12 protein-coding genes are annotated in these 15,753 nt (G+C 74.7%); 5 read left to right on the top strand and 7 right to left on the bottom strand.

The genetic code is table 11. The features are described 5' to 3' along the window. The first annotated feature begins 1 nt into the window (after nucleotide 1). Together ABZ312_RS06755 and ABZ312_RS06750 are read left to right on the top strand one after the other, a co-directional pair. Nucleotides 2–661, top strand: coding sequence for a response regulator (locus ABZ312_RS06755; RefSeq protein ID WP_500436673.1), 660 nt, complete (start codon nucleotides 2–4; stop codon nucleotides 659–661). 18 nt (nucleotides 662–679) lie between these two features. Further along, the gene (locus ABZ312_RS06750; protein ID WP_500325034.1) at nucleotides 680–1,051 is read left to right on the top strand and encodes a DUF4259 domain-containing protein; all 372 of its coding nucleotides are present in this window, start codon (nucleotides 680–682) and stop codon (nucleotides 1,049–1,051) included. Between the two features lie 179 nt (nucleotides 1,052–1,230). On the opposite strand, the gene ABZ312_RS06745 is transcribed toward ABZ312_RS06750, so the two are convergent. Next, nucleotides 1,231–2,550 carry an acyltransferase family protein gene (locus ABZ312_RS06745; protein ID WP_500325036.1) on the bottom strand — a complete coding sequence of 440 codons (1,320 nt, stop codon included), beginning with the start codon at nucleotides 2,548–2,550 and terminating at the stop codon, nucleotides 1,231–1,233. Between the two features lie 158 nt (nucleotides 2,551–2,708). On the opposite strand from ABZ312_RS06745, the gene ABZ312_RS06740 reads away from it, so the two are divergent. After that, nucleotides 2,709–3,713, top strand: a complete 1,005-nt coding sequence (locus ABZ312_RS06740) for a methyltransferase (RefSeq protein ID WP_500436672.1) — start codon at nucleotides 2,709–2,711, stop codon at nucleotides 3,711–3,713. 19 nt (nucleotides 3,714–3,732) lie between these two features. Here ABZ312_RS06740 and ABZ312_RS06735 read toward each other — a convergent pair whose 3' ends face one another. Next, a complete protein-coding gene (locus tag ABZ312_RS06735) occupies nucleotides 3,733–6,579 on the bottom strand; it encodes a poly(A) polymerase (RefSeq protein WP_500325039.1) in 2,847 nt (948 codons plus the stop codon). A 1-nt stretch (nucleotide 6,580) separates the two neighbouring features. Then, nucleotides 6,581–8,317, bottom strand: a complete 1,737-nt coding sequence (locus ABZ312_RS06730; protein WP_500436670.1) for an RNA ligase family protein — start codon at nucleotides 8,315–8,317, stop codon at nucleotides 6,581–6,583. A gap of 184 nt (nucleotides 8,318–8,501) precedes the next feature. Here ABZ312_RS06730 and ABZ312_RS06725 point away from each other — a divergent pair, with 184 nt between their 5' ends. Then, a complete protein-coding gene (locus ABZ312_RS06725; RefSeq protein WP_500436668.1) occupies nucleotides 8,502–10,235 on the top strand; it encodes a hypothetical protein in 1,734 nt (577 codons plus the stop codon). Between the two features lie 140 nt (nucleotides 10,236–10,375). Then, entirely contained in the window at nucleotides 10,376–11,413 is a 1,038-nt protein-coding gene (locus ABZ312_RS06720; RefSeq protein WP_500325044.1) for a hypothetical protein, read from the top strand. Here the strand turns inward: ABZ312_RS06720 and ABZ312_RS06715 are convergent. The 4 genes from ABZ312_RS06715 to ABZ312_RS06700 all read right to left on the bottom strand — a co-directional run bounded on the left by ABZ312_RS06715 (nucleotide 11,362) and on the right by ABZ312_RS06700 (nucleotide 15,699). Beyond that, complete coding sequence (locus ABZ312_RS06715) at nucleotides 11,362–12,630, bottom strand: NAD(P)/FAD-dependent oxidoreductase (protein WP_500325046.1); 1,269 nt, start codon at nucleotides 12,628–12,630, stop codon at nucleotides 11,362–11,364. The two genes, ABZ312_RS06720 and ABZ312_RS06715, sit on opposite strands and share 52 nt — an antisense overlap. Next, nucleotides 12,627–13,067, bottom strand: coding sequence for a GtrA family protein (locus ABZ312_RS06710; protein ID WP_500436666.1), 441 nt, complete (start codon nucleotides 13,065–13,067; stop codon nucleotides 12,627–12,629). The genes ABZ312_RS06715 and ABZ312_RS06710 overlap by 4 nt, the downstream gene beginning before the upstream one ends. After that, the gene (locus ABZ312_RS06705) at nucleotides 13,054–14,058 is read right to left on the bottom strand and encodes a glycosyltransferase family 2 protein (protein ID WP_499510464.1); all 1,005 of its coding nucleotides are present in this window, start codon (nucleotides 14,056–14,058) and stop codon (nucleotides 13,054–13,056) included. Before ABZ312_RS06705 ends, ABZ312_RS06710 begins: the two co-directional genes overlap by 14 nt. 213 nt (nucleotides 14,059–14,271) lie before the next feature. Next, the gene (locus tag ABZ312_RS06700) at nucleotides 14,272–15,699 is read right to left on the bottom strand and encodes an MFS transporter (protein WP_500436662.1); all 1,428 of its coding nucleotides are present in this window, start codon (nucleotides 15,697–15,699) and stop codon (nucleotides 14,272–14,274) included. Nucleotides 15,700–15,753 lie beyond the last annotated feature (54 nt).

Genomic DNA, 15,753 nt, shown 5'->3' with positions numbered 1-15,753 from the left:
CGTGCCCGACGCGGCGAAGACCCGGATCCTGCTCGCCGACGACCACGCGCTGGTGCGCCGCGGCGTGCGGATGATCCTCGACGACGAACCGGACCTGACCGTCGTCGCGGAGGCCGGGGACGGCGCCGAGGCCATCGAGCAGGCCCGCGCCCACGAACTCGACCTGGCCGTCCTCGACATCGCCATGCCCCGCCTCACCGGGCTCCAGGCGGCCCGTGAACTGTCCCGGCTGCGGCCCGGACTGCGCATCCTCATGCTGACGATGCACGACAACGAGCAGTTCTTCTTCGAGGCGCTGCGCGCCGGGGCCAGCGGCTACGTCCCGAAGTCCGTCGCCGACCCGGACCTCGTGGAGGCCTGCCGCGCCGCCGTGCGCGACGAGCCGTTCATCTACCCGGGCGCGGTCACGGCGCTGGTGCGCAACCTCCTGGAACGCGCCCGGCACGGCGAGCCGCTGCCCGCGCGGGCCGTCACCGACCGGGAGGAGGAGATCCTGAAGCTGGTCGCCGAGGGCCACACCTCCAAGGAGATCGGGGACATCCTCTTCATCAGCGCCAAGACGGTCGAGCGCCACCGTGCCAACATCCTGCAGAAGCTGGCCCTGCGCGACCGCCTGGAGCTCACCCGGTACGCGATCCGGGCCGGGCTGATCGAACCCTGAGCGGAGGAACGAGGAACGGTGGGCGGTTGGGGCAGCGGCAACTTCGACGAGGACACGGCGGCGGACCATCTGTCCGTTCTCACCGGGCGGCTGGTCCGCGAGGTCGAGGACGCCGTCGCCGGCGCCCCCGGGGCGCTGGAGCCCGACGAGTACTGGGGCGTGGCCGTGCCCTGCAACGTGGAGCTGCTGCACCTGATCGCCACCCAGGGCTGGGCGGGCGTGGTGCTCCCCGCGGCAGCGACGGTCCGGCAGTGGAAGGCGGCCTTCCTCGCCGCCTGGGACGGGGCGATCGACGACCTGGCCCCCTCGCCGGAGCACCGCGCCGGGCGGCGCGCGGTCCTCGTCCGCACCTTCGACGCGTTGGCCGAACTCGCCGAACGCAGGACCTGACCACCGCACGCGCCGAGCGCCGTGTCCATGCGGGCGGGACGGGCGGGGCGGGGCGGCCACGACACCCGGCCCGCCACGAAGATGACACGGCGTCATGCCAACCGACCGCGACCCGTCGCCGGGCAGGGAGGCCACCACGACGCACGCGGCGAACCCGCCGCCCGGCGACGACGTCGGCGTCAGGCGGCCTCTTCCGCGGGCGTCCCCGGTTCCCCCTGACGGGTCGGGCGTGCCGCCGGGCGGTGGGGCAGCGCCACAAGGGCCGCGCCGAAGGCGAACGCGAGGGCGGGCAGGGCGGGGAACCGGCCGGCTGGGGCCAGGCCGTGCACCGACCAGTAGGCGAGGGCGGCCGTGCTGCAGGCCAGTCCGGTCCACAGCAGGGCGGGGCGGTCGTAGCGGGCGTCGGCCGGCGGGGCGACGGCGCCGAACAGGCGGGCGAGCGCACGCTCCAGCGGCCGCAGTGCGACCAGCACGCCCGCCAGGAACACCGCGAGCACCAGCATCCAGGGCACGCGCAGCGCCCACCAGGCGGCGCTGCCGAAGGCGGCGTCGGGGGCGAGACCGACCAGGTAGAACACGGCGGCGAGCAGCACGGGCAGCATGTGCCACAGGTACAGGGTCATGCTCGCGCCGCCCAGGAACCCGACGGCCCGTCCCATGCGTGCGCCCTCCAGCGCCCGCCGGACGGCCGGCGCGGCCAGCAGGCACGCGCCGGCCTGGGCCACCACCCAGGCCAGCATCGCCGGGGACGGGGGGTCGGTGTTGCCGACCGTCTCCCCGGTGACCCGGATCAGGCTCACCGGGTACGGCCCGAGGGTGATCAGCGCCGTGAAGGCCAGCGCGCCTCCGGCCGCCATCGCGGCGGCGGGCAGGCGCGTCAACTGCCCGTCGCGCCAGCAGAACCCGAGCTGGTACGCGACGCCCCAGACCAGGACGTAGTCCACCAGCCCGGTGAGAACCGGGGCGCCCGCCGTCACCGACGCGCCCGCCGCCACCGCGAGGGCACCCATCGCCACCGGGACCCGCGGCCCCCAGCGCCGGTGTGCCGCGTGCAGCACCGGGGTGAGGGCGCTGAGCAGCAGGTACACCGGGAGGAACCAGAACTGCATGGCCATCGCCCATCCCGCGAGCTCGAGCGTGCGCCGGTCCACGCCGGCCGCCGAGCAGATCGCGACCGCGAGCAGCACCAGCCCGCAGTAGGCGGCCGCGGGCAGCAGCAGGCGCAGGGCCCGCCGCGCGACCCAGGGGGCCGCCGTGCCACCCGCCGCCCGGGCGCGGGCCCAGGAGCCGCCCGCCGCGTGGCCCCCGGCGAGGAAGAACAGCGGCATGATCTGGAAGCCCAGGGTCAGCCACTGCGTCCAGCGGATCTCCGCCAGGAGCTCGGGCGCCACGATGCCCCCGCCCGGTTCCGGGACGAGGGCGGTGATCAGCCAGTGGCCGAGCACGACCATGCAGATCGCCAGGGCCCGCAGGAAGTCGACGTACCGGTCTCGCTCCATGCCCGGTCATGCTGCCCCACCCCCGTCCGTGGCGCCGCGGTTGGCCCCGGCCGCAACCGATTCGTACCCGCAGCGCAACCTGACCGGGGTAAATCGCTTGCGGGGCCCGCGGGTCGGGGCGAGGCTGGCCGGTCGGTCGCGAGGAGAGGGAGTTGCTGATGGCGGACGAGGAGCAACGGGACGTGTCCCTGTGGCGGTTGGCGGACCTGGTGACCCCGATGGCGCTGCGCACGGCGGCCACGCTCATGGTGGCGGACCACCTGGCGGAAGGGCCCCGTACGGCCACCGAGCTGGCGCAGGAGACCGGGACGGAGTCGGGGGCGCTGGACCGCCTGCTGCGGCACCTGACCGGTGTCGGGGTGGTGACCCGCGACGGGGGCGGGCGGTACGCGCTGACGGTCCGGGGCGAGGAGCTGAGGTCGGACCACCCGGGCGGGCTGCGGGAGTGGCTGGACACCGAGGGCGGCCTGGGCCGGGCCGAACTGGCCTTCGTGCAGCTGCCGCACAGCGTGCGCACGGGCACGGCCGCCTTCCCGCGCCAGTACGCCCGCGGGTTCTGGGAGGACCTGGCGGCGGACGAGGAGCGGACCCGCTCGTACGACCGCGCGATGGGGGTGGACGTCGCCGAGTGGGCGAGCGCGCTGGTCCCGGCGTACGACTGGGGCGCACTCGGGCACCTGGTCGACGTGGGCGGCGGCAACGGGACGCTGCTGGCGGCGCTGCTCACCGCCTTCCCGGAGCTGCGCGGCACCGTGGTGGACCAGCCCGCCACGGCCGGTGCGGCCCGCGCGACGCTGGCGGCGGCCGGACTCGGCGACCGCGGCGACGCGTTGGGGGGCAGCTTCTTCGAGGCACTGCCCAAGGGGGCCGGCGGCTACCTGCTCTGCGCGATCCTGCACGACTGGGACGACGACGCGGCACGGTCCGTCCTGCGCCGCTGCGCCGAGGCCGCAGGGGAGCACGGCCGGGTGCTCGTCGTGGAGAAGGTGGGCGCCGACCGCGAGTCGACGGTGGCCGCGATGGACCTGCGCATGCTCGTGTACTTCGGCGGCCGTGAGCGCGGGGTCGCCGCGCTGACCGCGCTCGGCGCGGACGCGGGGCTGCGGGTGTCGTCGGTGCGCACGGCGGGGGACATCGGGATCGTCGAGTTCAGGGCCGCCTGACCGCGTCGCGCCCCCGCCCTCACCGCAACGTCGGCACGGCGCCGCCCTCCGCCCACGTCACCTCGGTACCGGGCAGGCCCCGGCTCCACGCGCGGGTGATCCCGGCGAGGCCGGCCGCGTCGGGCGGGGTGGGGCCGAGGCCGATGGCGTAGTGGGCGGAACGGGGGGTGGTGCGGAAGGGGCGTGGCCAGGCGTGGACGCCGCCGGTGCCGGCGTCCTCCAGCGCGGTGAGCAGCGCGCGGACGCGGCCCCTGACCCGGCCGAGGGTGTCCTCGAAGTCCTCTTCCGTCGCGCCGTGCACGGCCAGCACCGCCCAGGCCGCGTGGCGGCGGTGGAGCGGGGGCGGGGCGGCGAGAGCGGGCAGGGGGCCGGTGCCCGTGCCGTCCGCGGACTCCAGCAGCTCCCAGGCGCGGTAGAGCTCCCGGGCGAGCAGGTCGCGGCCGTCCGGGCCGACGTGCGCGGTGCACGGGCGGACGGGCTCGGTGGGGGTGGCGATGGAGATCGCCGGGCCCGACTGCCCGGCGGCGCCCACCGGTTGACGCCAGTCCCAGGCGGCCCAGGTGGCGAAGAAGTGCCGGAGCAGTCCGGCGCCGGTCAGGCCGGGGGCGTCGTGGACGGTGCGGGCGGCGAGCAGCGCCCAGGCCAGACCGGGCAGGCCGCCGAAGGGGGCGGAGTCCAGGCCGCGTGCCCGGGCCCAGGCCTTGACCTCGCGGGCGAGACCCGCGAAGCGGTCATGGTCATCGGCGAGTTCGAGGACCGCGTCGGCGTCGCTGACGGCGCTCAGCGCGACGGCGGCGGCCTCGCCCAGTTCGGTGCGGCGGGCCACGGCCTCGGCGGGGTCGAGGCCACCGGTGGCGACGACGACGAGGTCGACGTCCAGCGCGCCGACGCGGAAGCGCAGTCCCGGCACCCGGGCGCCGGTCACCTGCCGGAGGCGGGTGGCCTCCGGCAGCCCGGCGGCCACCTTGACCCGGACCTCCGCCATGTCCACCGTGCCCGGCAGCGCCGCGACGAGGTCGAGGTCGGCGCCGGGCAGCGCGCACCCCATGCGGCGGGAGCCGGCGAGGTGGACCACGCCGTCGCCCAGGGCGTCGGCGACGCGCCGCGCGGTCTCCTCGGCGTGCGGGACGTCGTCGGGTGCCCCGGTGACGTCGGGTGCGCCGGTGCCGGCGGTGTCGGGTACCCAGCGCAGCTCCCCCGTGCCGAGTCCGAGCGTGGCCCGGACCCGCATCGGTTCGTCCCCGCGCCGGGAGAGCAGGACGAGTTCGCCGACCTGTGCCGTCGTCCCCCGCAGCCGGGCCGCGCACTCGGCGGCCACCCGCAGCGGGTCCCGGGTGCGGCCGAGCGACAGATGCGGGGTGAAGCCCTCGGCGCGGCCCCTGCAGCGGGGGAAACGGCGGGCGAGGGCGTGCTGCAGGACCGCCCAGGAGGTGCCGCCGTCGGCCGCCGGGTCGAGCCAGACGGTGGCGTCCTCGCGGTGCCCGAAGGTGTGCACCCCGTCGAGGCGGGCGGTGAAGGGAAGGACGCCGGCCGCGGCCTCGGACAGGAGCGGCGCCGCGCGCTCGAACGCGGCCTCCGGCACGAAGCCGAAGAGCAGGTTGACGTGCGGCGGCCAGCGGTGGATCTGCGGATCGTGGTCACGGCGGACGGCCTGGACCGCGGGCCACGACCCGTCCGGTGGCAGCCAGGCCACGGCGGTGCGCGCGGTGGGCGGCAGGCCGAGGACGTCCTCGGCTTCGTCCTCCGCGCCCGCCGCGAGGGCGAGGGTGACCTCCACGCCGTAGTGGTCGGAGACGAACAGGCCCTCCGCCGTCGGGGCGTCGCCGCGCAGTGCGGCGCCGGTGACACGGGGTCCGCCTTCGCGCAGCAGGACGCGGTCGAGCCGGGAGGCACGGCCGCTGAGCGAAGAGACCGCCGCCAGCGGGTTGACGGCCGGGTCGAAAGTGGGGGTGTGGTCGTCCGGCCCGTGCGCCTCGGTCCACGCGTCGCGCAGGCCGAGGGCGAGGGCCGGCCCGTCGCTTCCGTCGTTGAAGTCGCCGAGCAGCAGCAGGTCGCCCTCGACGCCGGCGAGTCCCTCGGCGAGCCGGGCGAGTTCGGCCTGTCTGCGGGCCGGACCGTCCTCGGAGTGGTCGCTGCTGAGGTGGGTGACGGCGGCCACGAGCGGACCGGCGGCCGTCTCGACGGTGATCGCGGCGACGGCCTTGTGCGGGCCGAGGGTGTGCCGGGCGGCCTCCCGTACGGGCAGCCGGCTGAGCAGCAGCACCCCGCTGTCGTCGGTGTCACGTCCGTCCGGGTCGGTGCCCAGGGTGTAGCGGGAGCGCACCCAGGGGGCCCGCAGCAGCATGTCGAGCAGCGCGGGCTCGACCTCCTGCAGGGCGATGACGTCGGCGTCCGCCTCCTCCAGGGCGCTCAGCAGCAGGGGGCGGCGGCGGTCGGTGTCGATGCGGTGGCTGTCGTACCGGTCCCACAGGGTGTTCCAGGTCAGGACCCGCAGCCGGCCGCCGCCCGCCGTGCCCGCCCGGCCGGGTGTCGCCCGCCCGGATGGCCGCCAGCGCTGCCCGTCCTCGTCCCAGGCGTGCGGGACGCGGGCGGTGAAGAACGGCGGGCGCAGCAGGCGCGGATCGCGGACGCGTCCGGCGTCGGTGGCGTCCATGCGGTCGGTGCCGGTGGCCCGGTCCCAGACGAGCTCTCCGTCCGCCTCGACGAACAGCACGCGGTGCCAGGGGATCTCGCCACCGGGCACGAACGCGGGCAGCGGGATGCGCTTGGGCGCGGCGCCGCGCTGGTGGACGCCGATCACGAAGCGCGCCGGGTCGAACCGGGCGTCCCAGCGGACGCGGTGGTAGATCTCCTCGCTGGTGCGCATGTCACGCCTCCTGTCCGGCCGCGGCGCCGCCGCCGAGCGAGCCGTCGGTGTCCTCGACGGTGCCGCCCGCGCCGACGTACCAGGTGCGGTGGGCCTCGCCGGGGTACGGCGGGGCGAACCGGCGGGCCTGCGCGGTCAGCACGGCGGGGGGCACCGGGTGGGCGCGGCGGGCGTTGCGCCGGGTCAGCTCGTCCTCGTCGACCAGGGTCACCGCGTGCGTGATCAGGGCGTCGCGGCGGCGGGCCACCGCGTGCACCAGGGAGCGCTGGTGCGGATTGAGGGACGTGGCGTCCCACACCACCGTCGCACGCCCGGCCAGGGCGGTGTCGAGCCGGCGCAGCCCCTCGCGCAGGACGTCGGCGTTGGCGCGCTGGTCGGCGCGGGAGCCGCGGGCGAGGCGCAGGTCGTCCAGGGCGATGCGGACGGCCGCGCCGGGCAGCGTGCCGGCGAAGGTGCTCTTGCCGCTGCCCGCCGGTCCGGTCAGATGGATCAGACGGGGGAACTCCGCGGAACGCCACCGCCAGGTGGCGGCCACGGCCTCCTCCGCGCCGCCGATCCGCCCGGCGGCGTACGCGGCGCGGGCCTCCGCCCAGCAGCGGTCGGCGGCGGCGGGGTCGAGCCCGGCGAGGGCTCCGCGCAGTCCGTGGCGCAGCGGGCCGAACGGGTCGGGTCCGAGCAGGCCGGCCTCCTCGGCGTGCAGCGCCGACCATTCGGTCTGCTCGCGGGCGGCGTCGTCGGGCGCCGCGGCGGCCGCCACGGCGTGCAGGACGCCCAGGTCGGCGGCGAGCGCCATGCGGGCCAGGCCGGCCGCGCGCGCCTCGTCGGGGTACGGGCGGTGCAGGGCCGCGTGCAGTCCGGCCAGGTCGGCCACGCGCCGGGCCTGGGGCATGGTGAGCGGCCCGGCGAGGCGGGCCGCCAGGCGGGCGCGGGGGGTGTCGTGCAGCAGGGCGGCGAGGACCCCGGCCAGCCGGGCGTCCCCGGTGCGGCCGAGGACGTCCAGCCGGGCGGAGACGTCGGCGGCACGGTCGGCGGCGCAGGGGCCGGTGACGGCGACGCCCACGGCGGCGGCGAGCGCGCCGGCGTCCGGGGCCGCGCCGGAGCGCACCGCCCACAGCGGGGCGGCCGGGCCCAGACCGTTCTCCACGACGGGGGCGTGCATCCAGTGGGTGCCGGTGGTCACATGGGCTGCGCGTACCCACTTGGCGACGTGGCGGCCGAACTCCTCGTACCGGAAGCCGTCGACGGTGCGGACGACGTAGCCCTCCTGGCGCGAGGTGTCCAGGCGCAGGGCGCGCAGCGCGCGTTCATCGTACGTGCCGCGCCACAGCACGGGGGGCACCGGGATCCCGAGGCGCCGCAGGAATCCGGCCGTGCGGTCCCAGTCCAGGCACCGGTCGCCGTCCCAGACGGAGAAGCCGTAGAACCAGCTGTCCAGGTCCTGGTAGGCGAGGGAGTGGCGGGCGTGCAGGTTCTCCCCGCACACCCGCAGGCCGGGCGGGAGGGAGGGGCCGATCCGCCCCTGGAGCGCCTTGACCCACGCCCGGGAGGGGTGGTGGGCCGAGTCGAGCGACCGGGCGTGCATCCCGTCCCGGTAGAGCGTGGTGTTCTCGCCGTCGAGTTTCTCGGTGACGACGACCTCGCGGCCCCGGAGCGCTCCGGCGTCCCCGGCGCGTATGTCGTCCGGCGTGGCCCCGGGCGACCAGGGCAGGTGAGGTGTGCGTGGATAGTGCGTGCGCATGGTGCCGGATTCCCCCGTGACGATGTGGTGCGCGCTCACTGTAGGAGCGCGGGAGCCCGTGGGCCACCGATTAATCGAGGCGCACCACCGGGGAGGAATGAATTCCGGGAAAACGAACGGTTAATGCGTGGCATCCCCATTCCCGATACATATAAGCCAATTAACTGGGTGCTAAGTTCTGCCCGTGAACGATTCCGGCTTCCTCACGCTCAATAGGCTGCTCCCCCTGCCGACACGTCGCCGCACCCTCCGGCCGGCGCTGTGGGGCGGGGCTATCACGGCCGTCGTCCTGCTCGGCTACTCGGCGATCACCTCGGGCATGAACGGGGACCTCCGGTACGTGCTGGCCTGCCTGCGCAGCGCGAAGGGCGGGGGATTCTCGGTATCGGACACCTTCGTGCACCGGCCGCTCTTCTACCGCTGGTTCGTGGCCGGTCTGGACTCGCTCACCTTCGGATCGACCGCGACCCGCGAGATGATCATCCGCATCGCGGCCGTCCTGCTCTGCGCGGCGACCGGTCTGGCCCTGCGCACGGCGCTGGCCCGGCGGCTCCCGCTGCGCGACGCGACGCTCACCGCCGCAGTGGTGGCGCTGGCACTGGCCTTCGCCCCCAAGATCGACTTCCTGCAGCCCGAGTGGACCGCGACCTTGCTGTCGGTCCTGGCGATCGCCGCCGCCCTCGGCATCGAACGGCCGTGGCCGGCGGCCGCCGTGGCGGCACTGCCGCTGGGCCTGGCGGTCATGATGAAGTACTCCACCGCGGCCACCGCCCTGATGGCACTGCTGCTGCTCTTCGCCGTCGACCGGATGCGCGCGGTGCGGCTCGGCCTCGTCACGGGCGTCTCCTCACTGGTGCTCTTCGGGATCAGCGTCCTGGCCGGCTCCCGGGAGCTGCAGTGGGCCAAGGACATGCCGAAGATCAACCAGGGCGCCCTCACCCGCAAGGGGCTCGACCCCTCCTTCCTGCTCGACAAGTCCGCGTCCTTCCTGGTGGACCGGGCCTACCTCAGCCCCGTCGTCGCGCTGCTGCCTGCGGCGCTGCTGCTGTTGCTGTCCCGTCAGGAGGACCGCCGCCGCCGCGCGGAACTGGCCGCGCTGGCCGCCCTGATCATCCTCGTGTGCGTGGCCGCGGTCGCGGTGCAGGGCAACTGGTTCGGCTACCACGCCGCCTCCCTCCCGGTGGGCGCGGCCGCGCTGTGGGGCCTCGCGGTCGCCGCCTGGTACCGCGCGCACGGCAGGCCGCCGCTGTTCTTCACCGCGGTCACGGCGGTCTACGCGGCCTTCGTGCCGTTCGCCGAGCAGTCCCCGCACGCCGTGCAGGGCGTCGCCGCCGGCTGGGCGGCCGCCCTCGTCGCACTGCTCGCCGCCACGGCCGACCTGCTGCTCGCCCGCAGGACCGCCGTACGCCCGGCCCGCCCCGGCCGGTTCGCCGCCGCCGCCGTCGCGCTCTCGGCGGTCGTCGGGGTCTTCTGCCTGGCCGCCGCGATCTGGCCCGGCTCGCCGCAGCTGATGAACGCCGGCCACGTCGTCTACGGCAACGGTGCCTTCGCCGCGCGGTCCGACCAGACCGCGGTGGAGGCCGCCGAGGTCAACCGGCAGATCCCGGACGGCGCGCCGGTCCTCTACCTCGCCTTCGGCGACGTGGCGTACTACGTGGGCCACCCGACGCCGTGCCGCTACCCCGTCCCGACGTTCCTGCAGCGCACCAAGTACCTGCCGGACGTCAACAAGCTGCCGTCCTACAAGGAGAACCTCCGCTGCATCACCGACGACCCGGCCTCCTACGCGGTCCTGCAGCGCTCCTGGTTCCAGCTCGCCAACGTCGACAAGGCCCTGGCGGCCACCGTCGAGTCCACCTACGACTGCCCGCCCCTGACCGGCAACCCCCGCACCCCGGTCGTCTGCCGGCTCCGCTAGGCCGTTTCGTCGCATCCCCGGGACGGGGCGGCCGGGACCTCCTCCCGGCCGCCCCGTCCCGTCCTGGGCCGCCCCGTCCGGCGGTACCGGGGCCGCAAAATGCGTGGTGGGGGCGGGGGGTGGGGCGGAATGATGGGCGGGTGACGTTCCTGGAGGTCGCCTGCGACGAGTCGGGCTCGGACGGCGAGAACCTGATCGGCGGGAACACGGACGTCTTCGCGCACGCGGGCGTGTGCGTCGCGGGCGACGCGGCGGCCCGGGCGCTGCGGGAGGTGCGCGAGCGGATCCGCTCGCCCGCCGAGGAGTACAAGGCGAACCATCTGCTGCGCGAGAAGCACCGGGCGGTACTGGAGTGGTTCCTGGGGCCGGCGGGGCCGCTGGGCGGCAAGGCCTCGGTGCACCTCGTCGACAAGGCGTGGTTCGTGGTCGTGGCGGTCGTCGACGTGCTGGCCCCGGGGCCGCCCGCGGCGGCGCGGGCGGCCGTGCTGTACCGCGAGGGGCGCCGCACCGTGGACGCGGAACGGTGGCGCCCTTTCCTCCGGGCCTCCAACGAACTGGCGCGGACCAGGAACCACGAGGCGGGGCCGGCGCCCGTCGACCCGTTCTTCCGGGCCCTGGAGGCGCTGGGTCCGGCCGACGGCGGTGACGGCGCCCTGGCCGGGGTCATCGAGGTGCTGCGGCGGGCCAGGCCGCGGGCGGAGGCGTTCCGCGCGCGGCTCGCACAGGCACCGGAGGCCGTGGAACCGCTGGACCCGCTCTTCCCCGCGCTGGAGCGGACGGTGGCGCGCTGGAGCGCGGACGGGGTCCGGGTGCACGTCGTGCACGACCGGCAGAACTCGCTCACCGAGGAACGGATCGCGCGGCTCGGGGCCCGCCTGGCGCCGGACCTGCGGCCGGCGGGGCTGCGGCTGGCCGAGTCGCGCCACGACCCGCGGATCCAGCTCGCCGACTTCCTCGCGGGTGTCGCGCGGAAGCTGGCCTCGGACGAGCTGGCGGGACGCGGCGACCCGGTGCTGACCGGACTGCTGCGCCCCTACGTGGATCCGCTCTCGGTGTGGGGCGACGAACGGAGCTGGTCGCGGCTGGGGCCCGGGCGTCGCCCGGCCGGGCCCCGGCCGCCGGCGTCTCAGCTCGCGCCGATGAGCTTCGTGACGCGGTGCGCCAGCGCGATGGAGTAGCTCTGCCCGCGGTCCTGCGGATAGATCTGCGCCATCGTGGCGAGCGTGACCCGGCTCATGTGGGTGCGGTGCCCCGGGATGAGCGAGCGGTACTCGGGGGTCACGACCGGCTGGGCGAAGGGGGCACGCGAGAAGTGCCACTCCTGGATCCACGAGCGGTCGAAGTCCGGGTTGAGCCGCTGCAGGTACGGGATGTACCGGTCCAGCACCTCCGCGGGGTCGGTGGTGAACCGCCAGTCGTCCCGCGGCACGTAGTTGCCGACGTAGAGGAGGTGGCGGCCGCCGTACTCCTCGCGGTCGACCATCTGCGTGTGCTCCACGACGGCCAGGAACGGGAAGTCCGGGTCGTTGATGTTGAGCCAGTAGTACGGGATCACGCTGCGGTCGACCTCGAGCACGAAGCAGGTGGCGCCGAGGTACTGGTTGCGCCACACGGCGTCGTCGGAGGGGACGTCCGCGGCCTTGGCGAAGACCGGCTGCGGGACCGTGACGATGAGCTGGTCGAAGGCGTAGGACGCACCGTCGCCGGTGGTCACCGTGACCTGCTCGGCACCCTCGGGCTGGCGGATGGTCTCCACCTTCTTGCCGAACTCGACCTTGCCGCCGCGGGCGGCGACGGCGTCGCGCAGTGCCGCGTACACGCGCTCGAAGCCGCCGTGCACGTAGCCGAGTTCGAAGGTGCGGCAGTGCACGCGGGCCCACAGCCACGCCATGGAGACCTCGTCGGCCCGGTCGCCGAACTTGCCGCGCAGCAGCGGCTCCCAGATGGTTTCGGTGGCCTTGCGGCCGGCCCGGCGGCGCAGCCAGTCCAGGGCGGTGAGGTCGTTGTAGCGCTCACCGCTGCGGACGGCCTTGAGCAGCGCGGAGGAGGCACCGAAGCGCACGCCGTCGACCAGCGAGAAGGAGGGGAAGCGCAGCATCTCCAGCGGGGTGCTGAAGGGGTGCAGTTCGCCGTCCCGGTAGACGCCGGTGGTGGGCTTGTGGAAGCGCAGGTCGTCGCCGAGGCCGAGCTCCTCGATGAGCTCGATGATGTCCCGGTCGCTGCGGAAGATGTGGTGGTAGTACCGCTCCAGCGGGACGCCGCCGATGGGGATCGACGCCGCGAGTCCGCCCAGCTCGTCGGCCGCTTCGAGCACCGTGACCTGGTGTCCGGCCTTGACCGCGTCGTAGGCGGCGGTCAGGCCGGTGGCGCCGGCACCGATGATGCCGAGATTCATCCGAAACTCCACTTCCTGTTGAGCACGAACTGGGTGGCCAGCACCAGCGGCAGCGAACCCGCCTTGACGATGTTCGCGTCGACGCCCAGCCAGCTGGTGAAGACCTGGAACAGCACGTAGGTCAGGGCGATGCCGGTGACGCCGACCGCGTAGAAACGCAGGAAGCGCACGAACAGCCGGTCCCGCTTGTCGAACGTGAAGATCGCGTTGAGCACGAAGTTGTTGGTGATGCCGAGGCTCGTGCTGATGATGTTGGCGACCTGCTCGTCGAGGCCGAGCACGTTGAAGAGCAGCACGAAGGCCACGAGGTCGAGGGCGACGCCGCTGCCGCCGACCAGCGCGTAGCGGATCAGCTGCCGCAGGTCCGCCCGCCGGTCGGGACCTGCCGGAGCCGGGGCCGCGGTGTCCGCGTCCCCGGCCGCCTCAGTCGCCGTCATGCCGCAGGACCTCGCGCACGATGTACAGCGGCCGGTTCTGCGCCTCGCTGTATATGCGTCCTATGTAGCTGCCGAGCACCCCGATGGCGAGCATCTGGGTACCGCCGAGGAACAGGGTGACGACCATGAGCATGGTCCAGCCGGACACCGTGATGTCGGGCCGGAAGATCTTCATGCCCAGCGCGTACACGATGCCGGCGAGGGAGAGGGCGAGCACGAGGAAGCCCAGCCGGCTGATCAGCCGCAGCGGGACGGTGGAGAAGCTCGTGACGCCGTCGATGGCGAGGCGGGCCATCTTCCGCAGCGGGTACTTGGTCTCCCCGGCGAAGCGCTCGTCGCGGTCGAACTGGACCTCGGTCTGCCGGAACCCCATTGAGGCGACCATGCCGCGCACGAAGCGGCTGCGCTCACGGAAGCGGCGCAGCTCGTCGGCCGCCCGCCGGTCCAGGAGCCGGAAGTCGCCGGTGTCGAGCGGGATGTCCACCTCGGCCCAGCTGCGCAGGATGCGGTAGAACGCGTGCGCGGTGGTGCGCTTGAAGATCGTGTCGCGGCGGGTGCGGCGGCGCGCGTGGACGATCTCGGCACCGGCGCGCCAGGCGTCGACCAGCTCCAGGCTGATCTTCGGCGGGTCCTGGAGGTCGGTGTCCATGATGATGACGGCGTCGCCGGTGGCCTCGTCCAGGCCGGCGGTGATGGCGATCTGGTGGCCGTAGTTCCGGGCGAAGTCGACCACCCGCACCCGGGGGTCGTTCTTCGCCAGGTCCCTGAGGATGGTCAGGGAGCCGTCGGCGGAGCCGTCGTTGACGTACACGATCTCGTAGCGGAATTCCGGTCGCCCGGCGAGGGCCTTGGCCAGCTCCTCGTGGAAATGGCGGATGCCGTCCTGCTCGTTGTACACGGGGAGGATGTACGAGATCAGTGCCGTTCCGCCCGATTCCGGCGCCGGCTGCGGGATCACGGCGGTCGCGGATTCAGCGGTCTGCGTCGTCACCGTCGGTCCTCCGCACCGTGCACTGCGCACTCATGGGGATTCTCAAACATTTGTCGAACCTATGGATCGACTCTTAATTGAAGGCGAACAAAGGCTTTCCGGAGCGACGCGCCGAGTTGACGGCAGAGCGGCACTCAGGTCACGGAATAGCCAGTTCCGGCAGGTGGTGACGGCGTGGTGGGACGCAGGGCGCGTGGCGCCGTCCCCGTGCGATCAGCGCGCTGGGGCGGGCCGGGCCTTCCGGGGTACGCACCGCAGGGCCAGGGCCGCGGCGGTCAGGTAGGCGAGGGCGCCGGCGGCCATGGCGAGCCGCAGCCCCGTGCCGTGGTCGGCGGCGGTGGCGAGGAGGGTGCCGCCGAGGGCCACACCGGCGGTGCTGCCGATCTGGCGGGCGGTGTTGAACAGGGCGGAGGCGGTCCCGAAGTAGCCGGGGGGCGCGGCCGCCATGACGGTGGTGGTGGTGCCGGTGAGGGCGAAGGAGGTGCCGAAGCCCGCGGCCATCATGGGGGCGACGAGCAGCGGGTACGCCGGGTCGGGCCCCGCCGCGGCCCAGCCGGCGAGCCCGAGGGCGCCCAGCAGCATGCCGGTGACGACCAGCGGACGGTCCCCGGTCCTGCGGGCCAGCCGCCCGGACAGGACGGAGGCGAACATCGTCGTCGCCACGGCCGGGAAGAGGGCGAGGCCGGTACCGAGGGCGCTGTAGCCGCGCTGGTGCTGGAAGGAGACGCTGGCGGTGAACACCATGCCGTAGAAGGCGAAGTTGAAGAGCAGCCCGGTCAGCGAGCCGCCGCCGACCGCCCGGGAGCGCAGCATGTGCGGTGGGACCGCGGGCGAGCGGGCCAGCCGCTCGCGCACCGCGAACGCCACGACAGCCAGGAGCGCCAGGCCGGCGCCGGCGAGAACCGCCGGATCGGACCACCCGCGCCGCCCGGCTTCGTTGAGGACGGCGGTCAGCAGGGCGACCGCGGCCACGACGGCGCACTGCGCGGGCAAGTCCAGGGCCCGGTCGGCGCGCCGGCGCGAGGGCGCGACGTGCCGCAGCGTCAGCGCCAGACAGGCGACGCCGACGGGCAGGTTGACCAGGAAGACCCACCGCCAGCCCACCGTGGACACGAGCAGCCCGCCCAGCAGCGGGCCCGCGGAGGCCGCGATGCCGGCCATCGAGCCCCACAGCCCGACGGCGCGCGATCGCGCGGCGGGGACGGGGTAGGCCTGCTGGAGCAGCGCGAGGGAGCCGGGCACGATCAGCGCCGCGCCGAGTCCCTCGGCCAGCCGCGCGGCGACCAGGGACGGGGCGTCCGGCGCGAGCGCGCAGGCGGCCGAGGACACCGTGAACACGGCCACGCCGGTGCAGAAGACGCGGCGGTTGCCCAGCCGGTCGCCGAGGGCCCCGCCGGTGAGCAGCAGCCCGGCGAACACCATCGTGTAGCCGTCGGTGATCCACTGGATCCCGGTGAGCGAGGCCGACAGTTCGCGGCCCACCACGGGCACGGCGACGTTGATGACGGTCACGTCCAGGATGACCATGAAGTAGCCGGCGCACACCGCGAGCAGCGGTGCCCGTGACCACGGCCGGGCGTCCGGGCCCGGCGCGCCGGCGGGCCCGGGCTCCTCACCGGCGGCCGCCTCCGCGAACGGCACGTCCTCGACCTCATCCCGTACGCAGGGGTTCAGTACCGGATGTCACAGTAAGGG

Origin of the sequence: Streptomyces sp. NPDC006207 (assembly GCF_040613835.1) — a bacterium.
Lineage (GTDB): Bacteria > Actinomycetota > Actinomycetes > Streptomycetales > Streptomycetaceae > Actinacidiphila.
The sequence above is the reverse complement of the archived record's forward strand: the minus strand, read 5'-3'. Positions and strand labels throughout refer to the sequence as shown.

Bases quoted from the DNA above. Each gene is read 5' to 3' on its own strand.
- ABZ312_RS06745 (WP_500325036.1), bottom strand. From the start codon at position 2,550: ATGGAGCGAGACCGGTACGTCGACTTCCTGCGGGCCCTGGCGATCTGC.
- ABZ312_RS06740 (WP_500436672.1), top strand. From the start codon at position 2,709: ATGGCGGACGAGGAGCAACGGGACGTGTCCCTGTGGCGGTTGGCGGAC.
- ABZ312_RS06735 (WP_500325039.1), bottom strand. From the start codon at position 6,579: ATGCGCACCAGCGAGGAGATCTACCACCGCGTCCGCTGGGACGCCCGG.
- ABZ312_RS06730 (WP_500436670.1), bottom strand. From the start codon at position 8,317: ATGCGCACGCACTATCCACGCACACCTCACCTGCCCTGGTCGCCCGGG.
- ABZ312_RS06715 (WP_500325046.1), bottom strand. From the start codon at position 12,630: ATGAATCTCGGCATCATCGGTGCCGGCGCCACCGGCCTGACCGCCGCC.
- ABZ312_RS06710 (WP_500436666.1), bottom strand. From the start codon at position 13,067: ATGACGGCGACTGAGGCGGCCGGGGACGCGGACACCGCGGCCCCGGCT.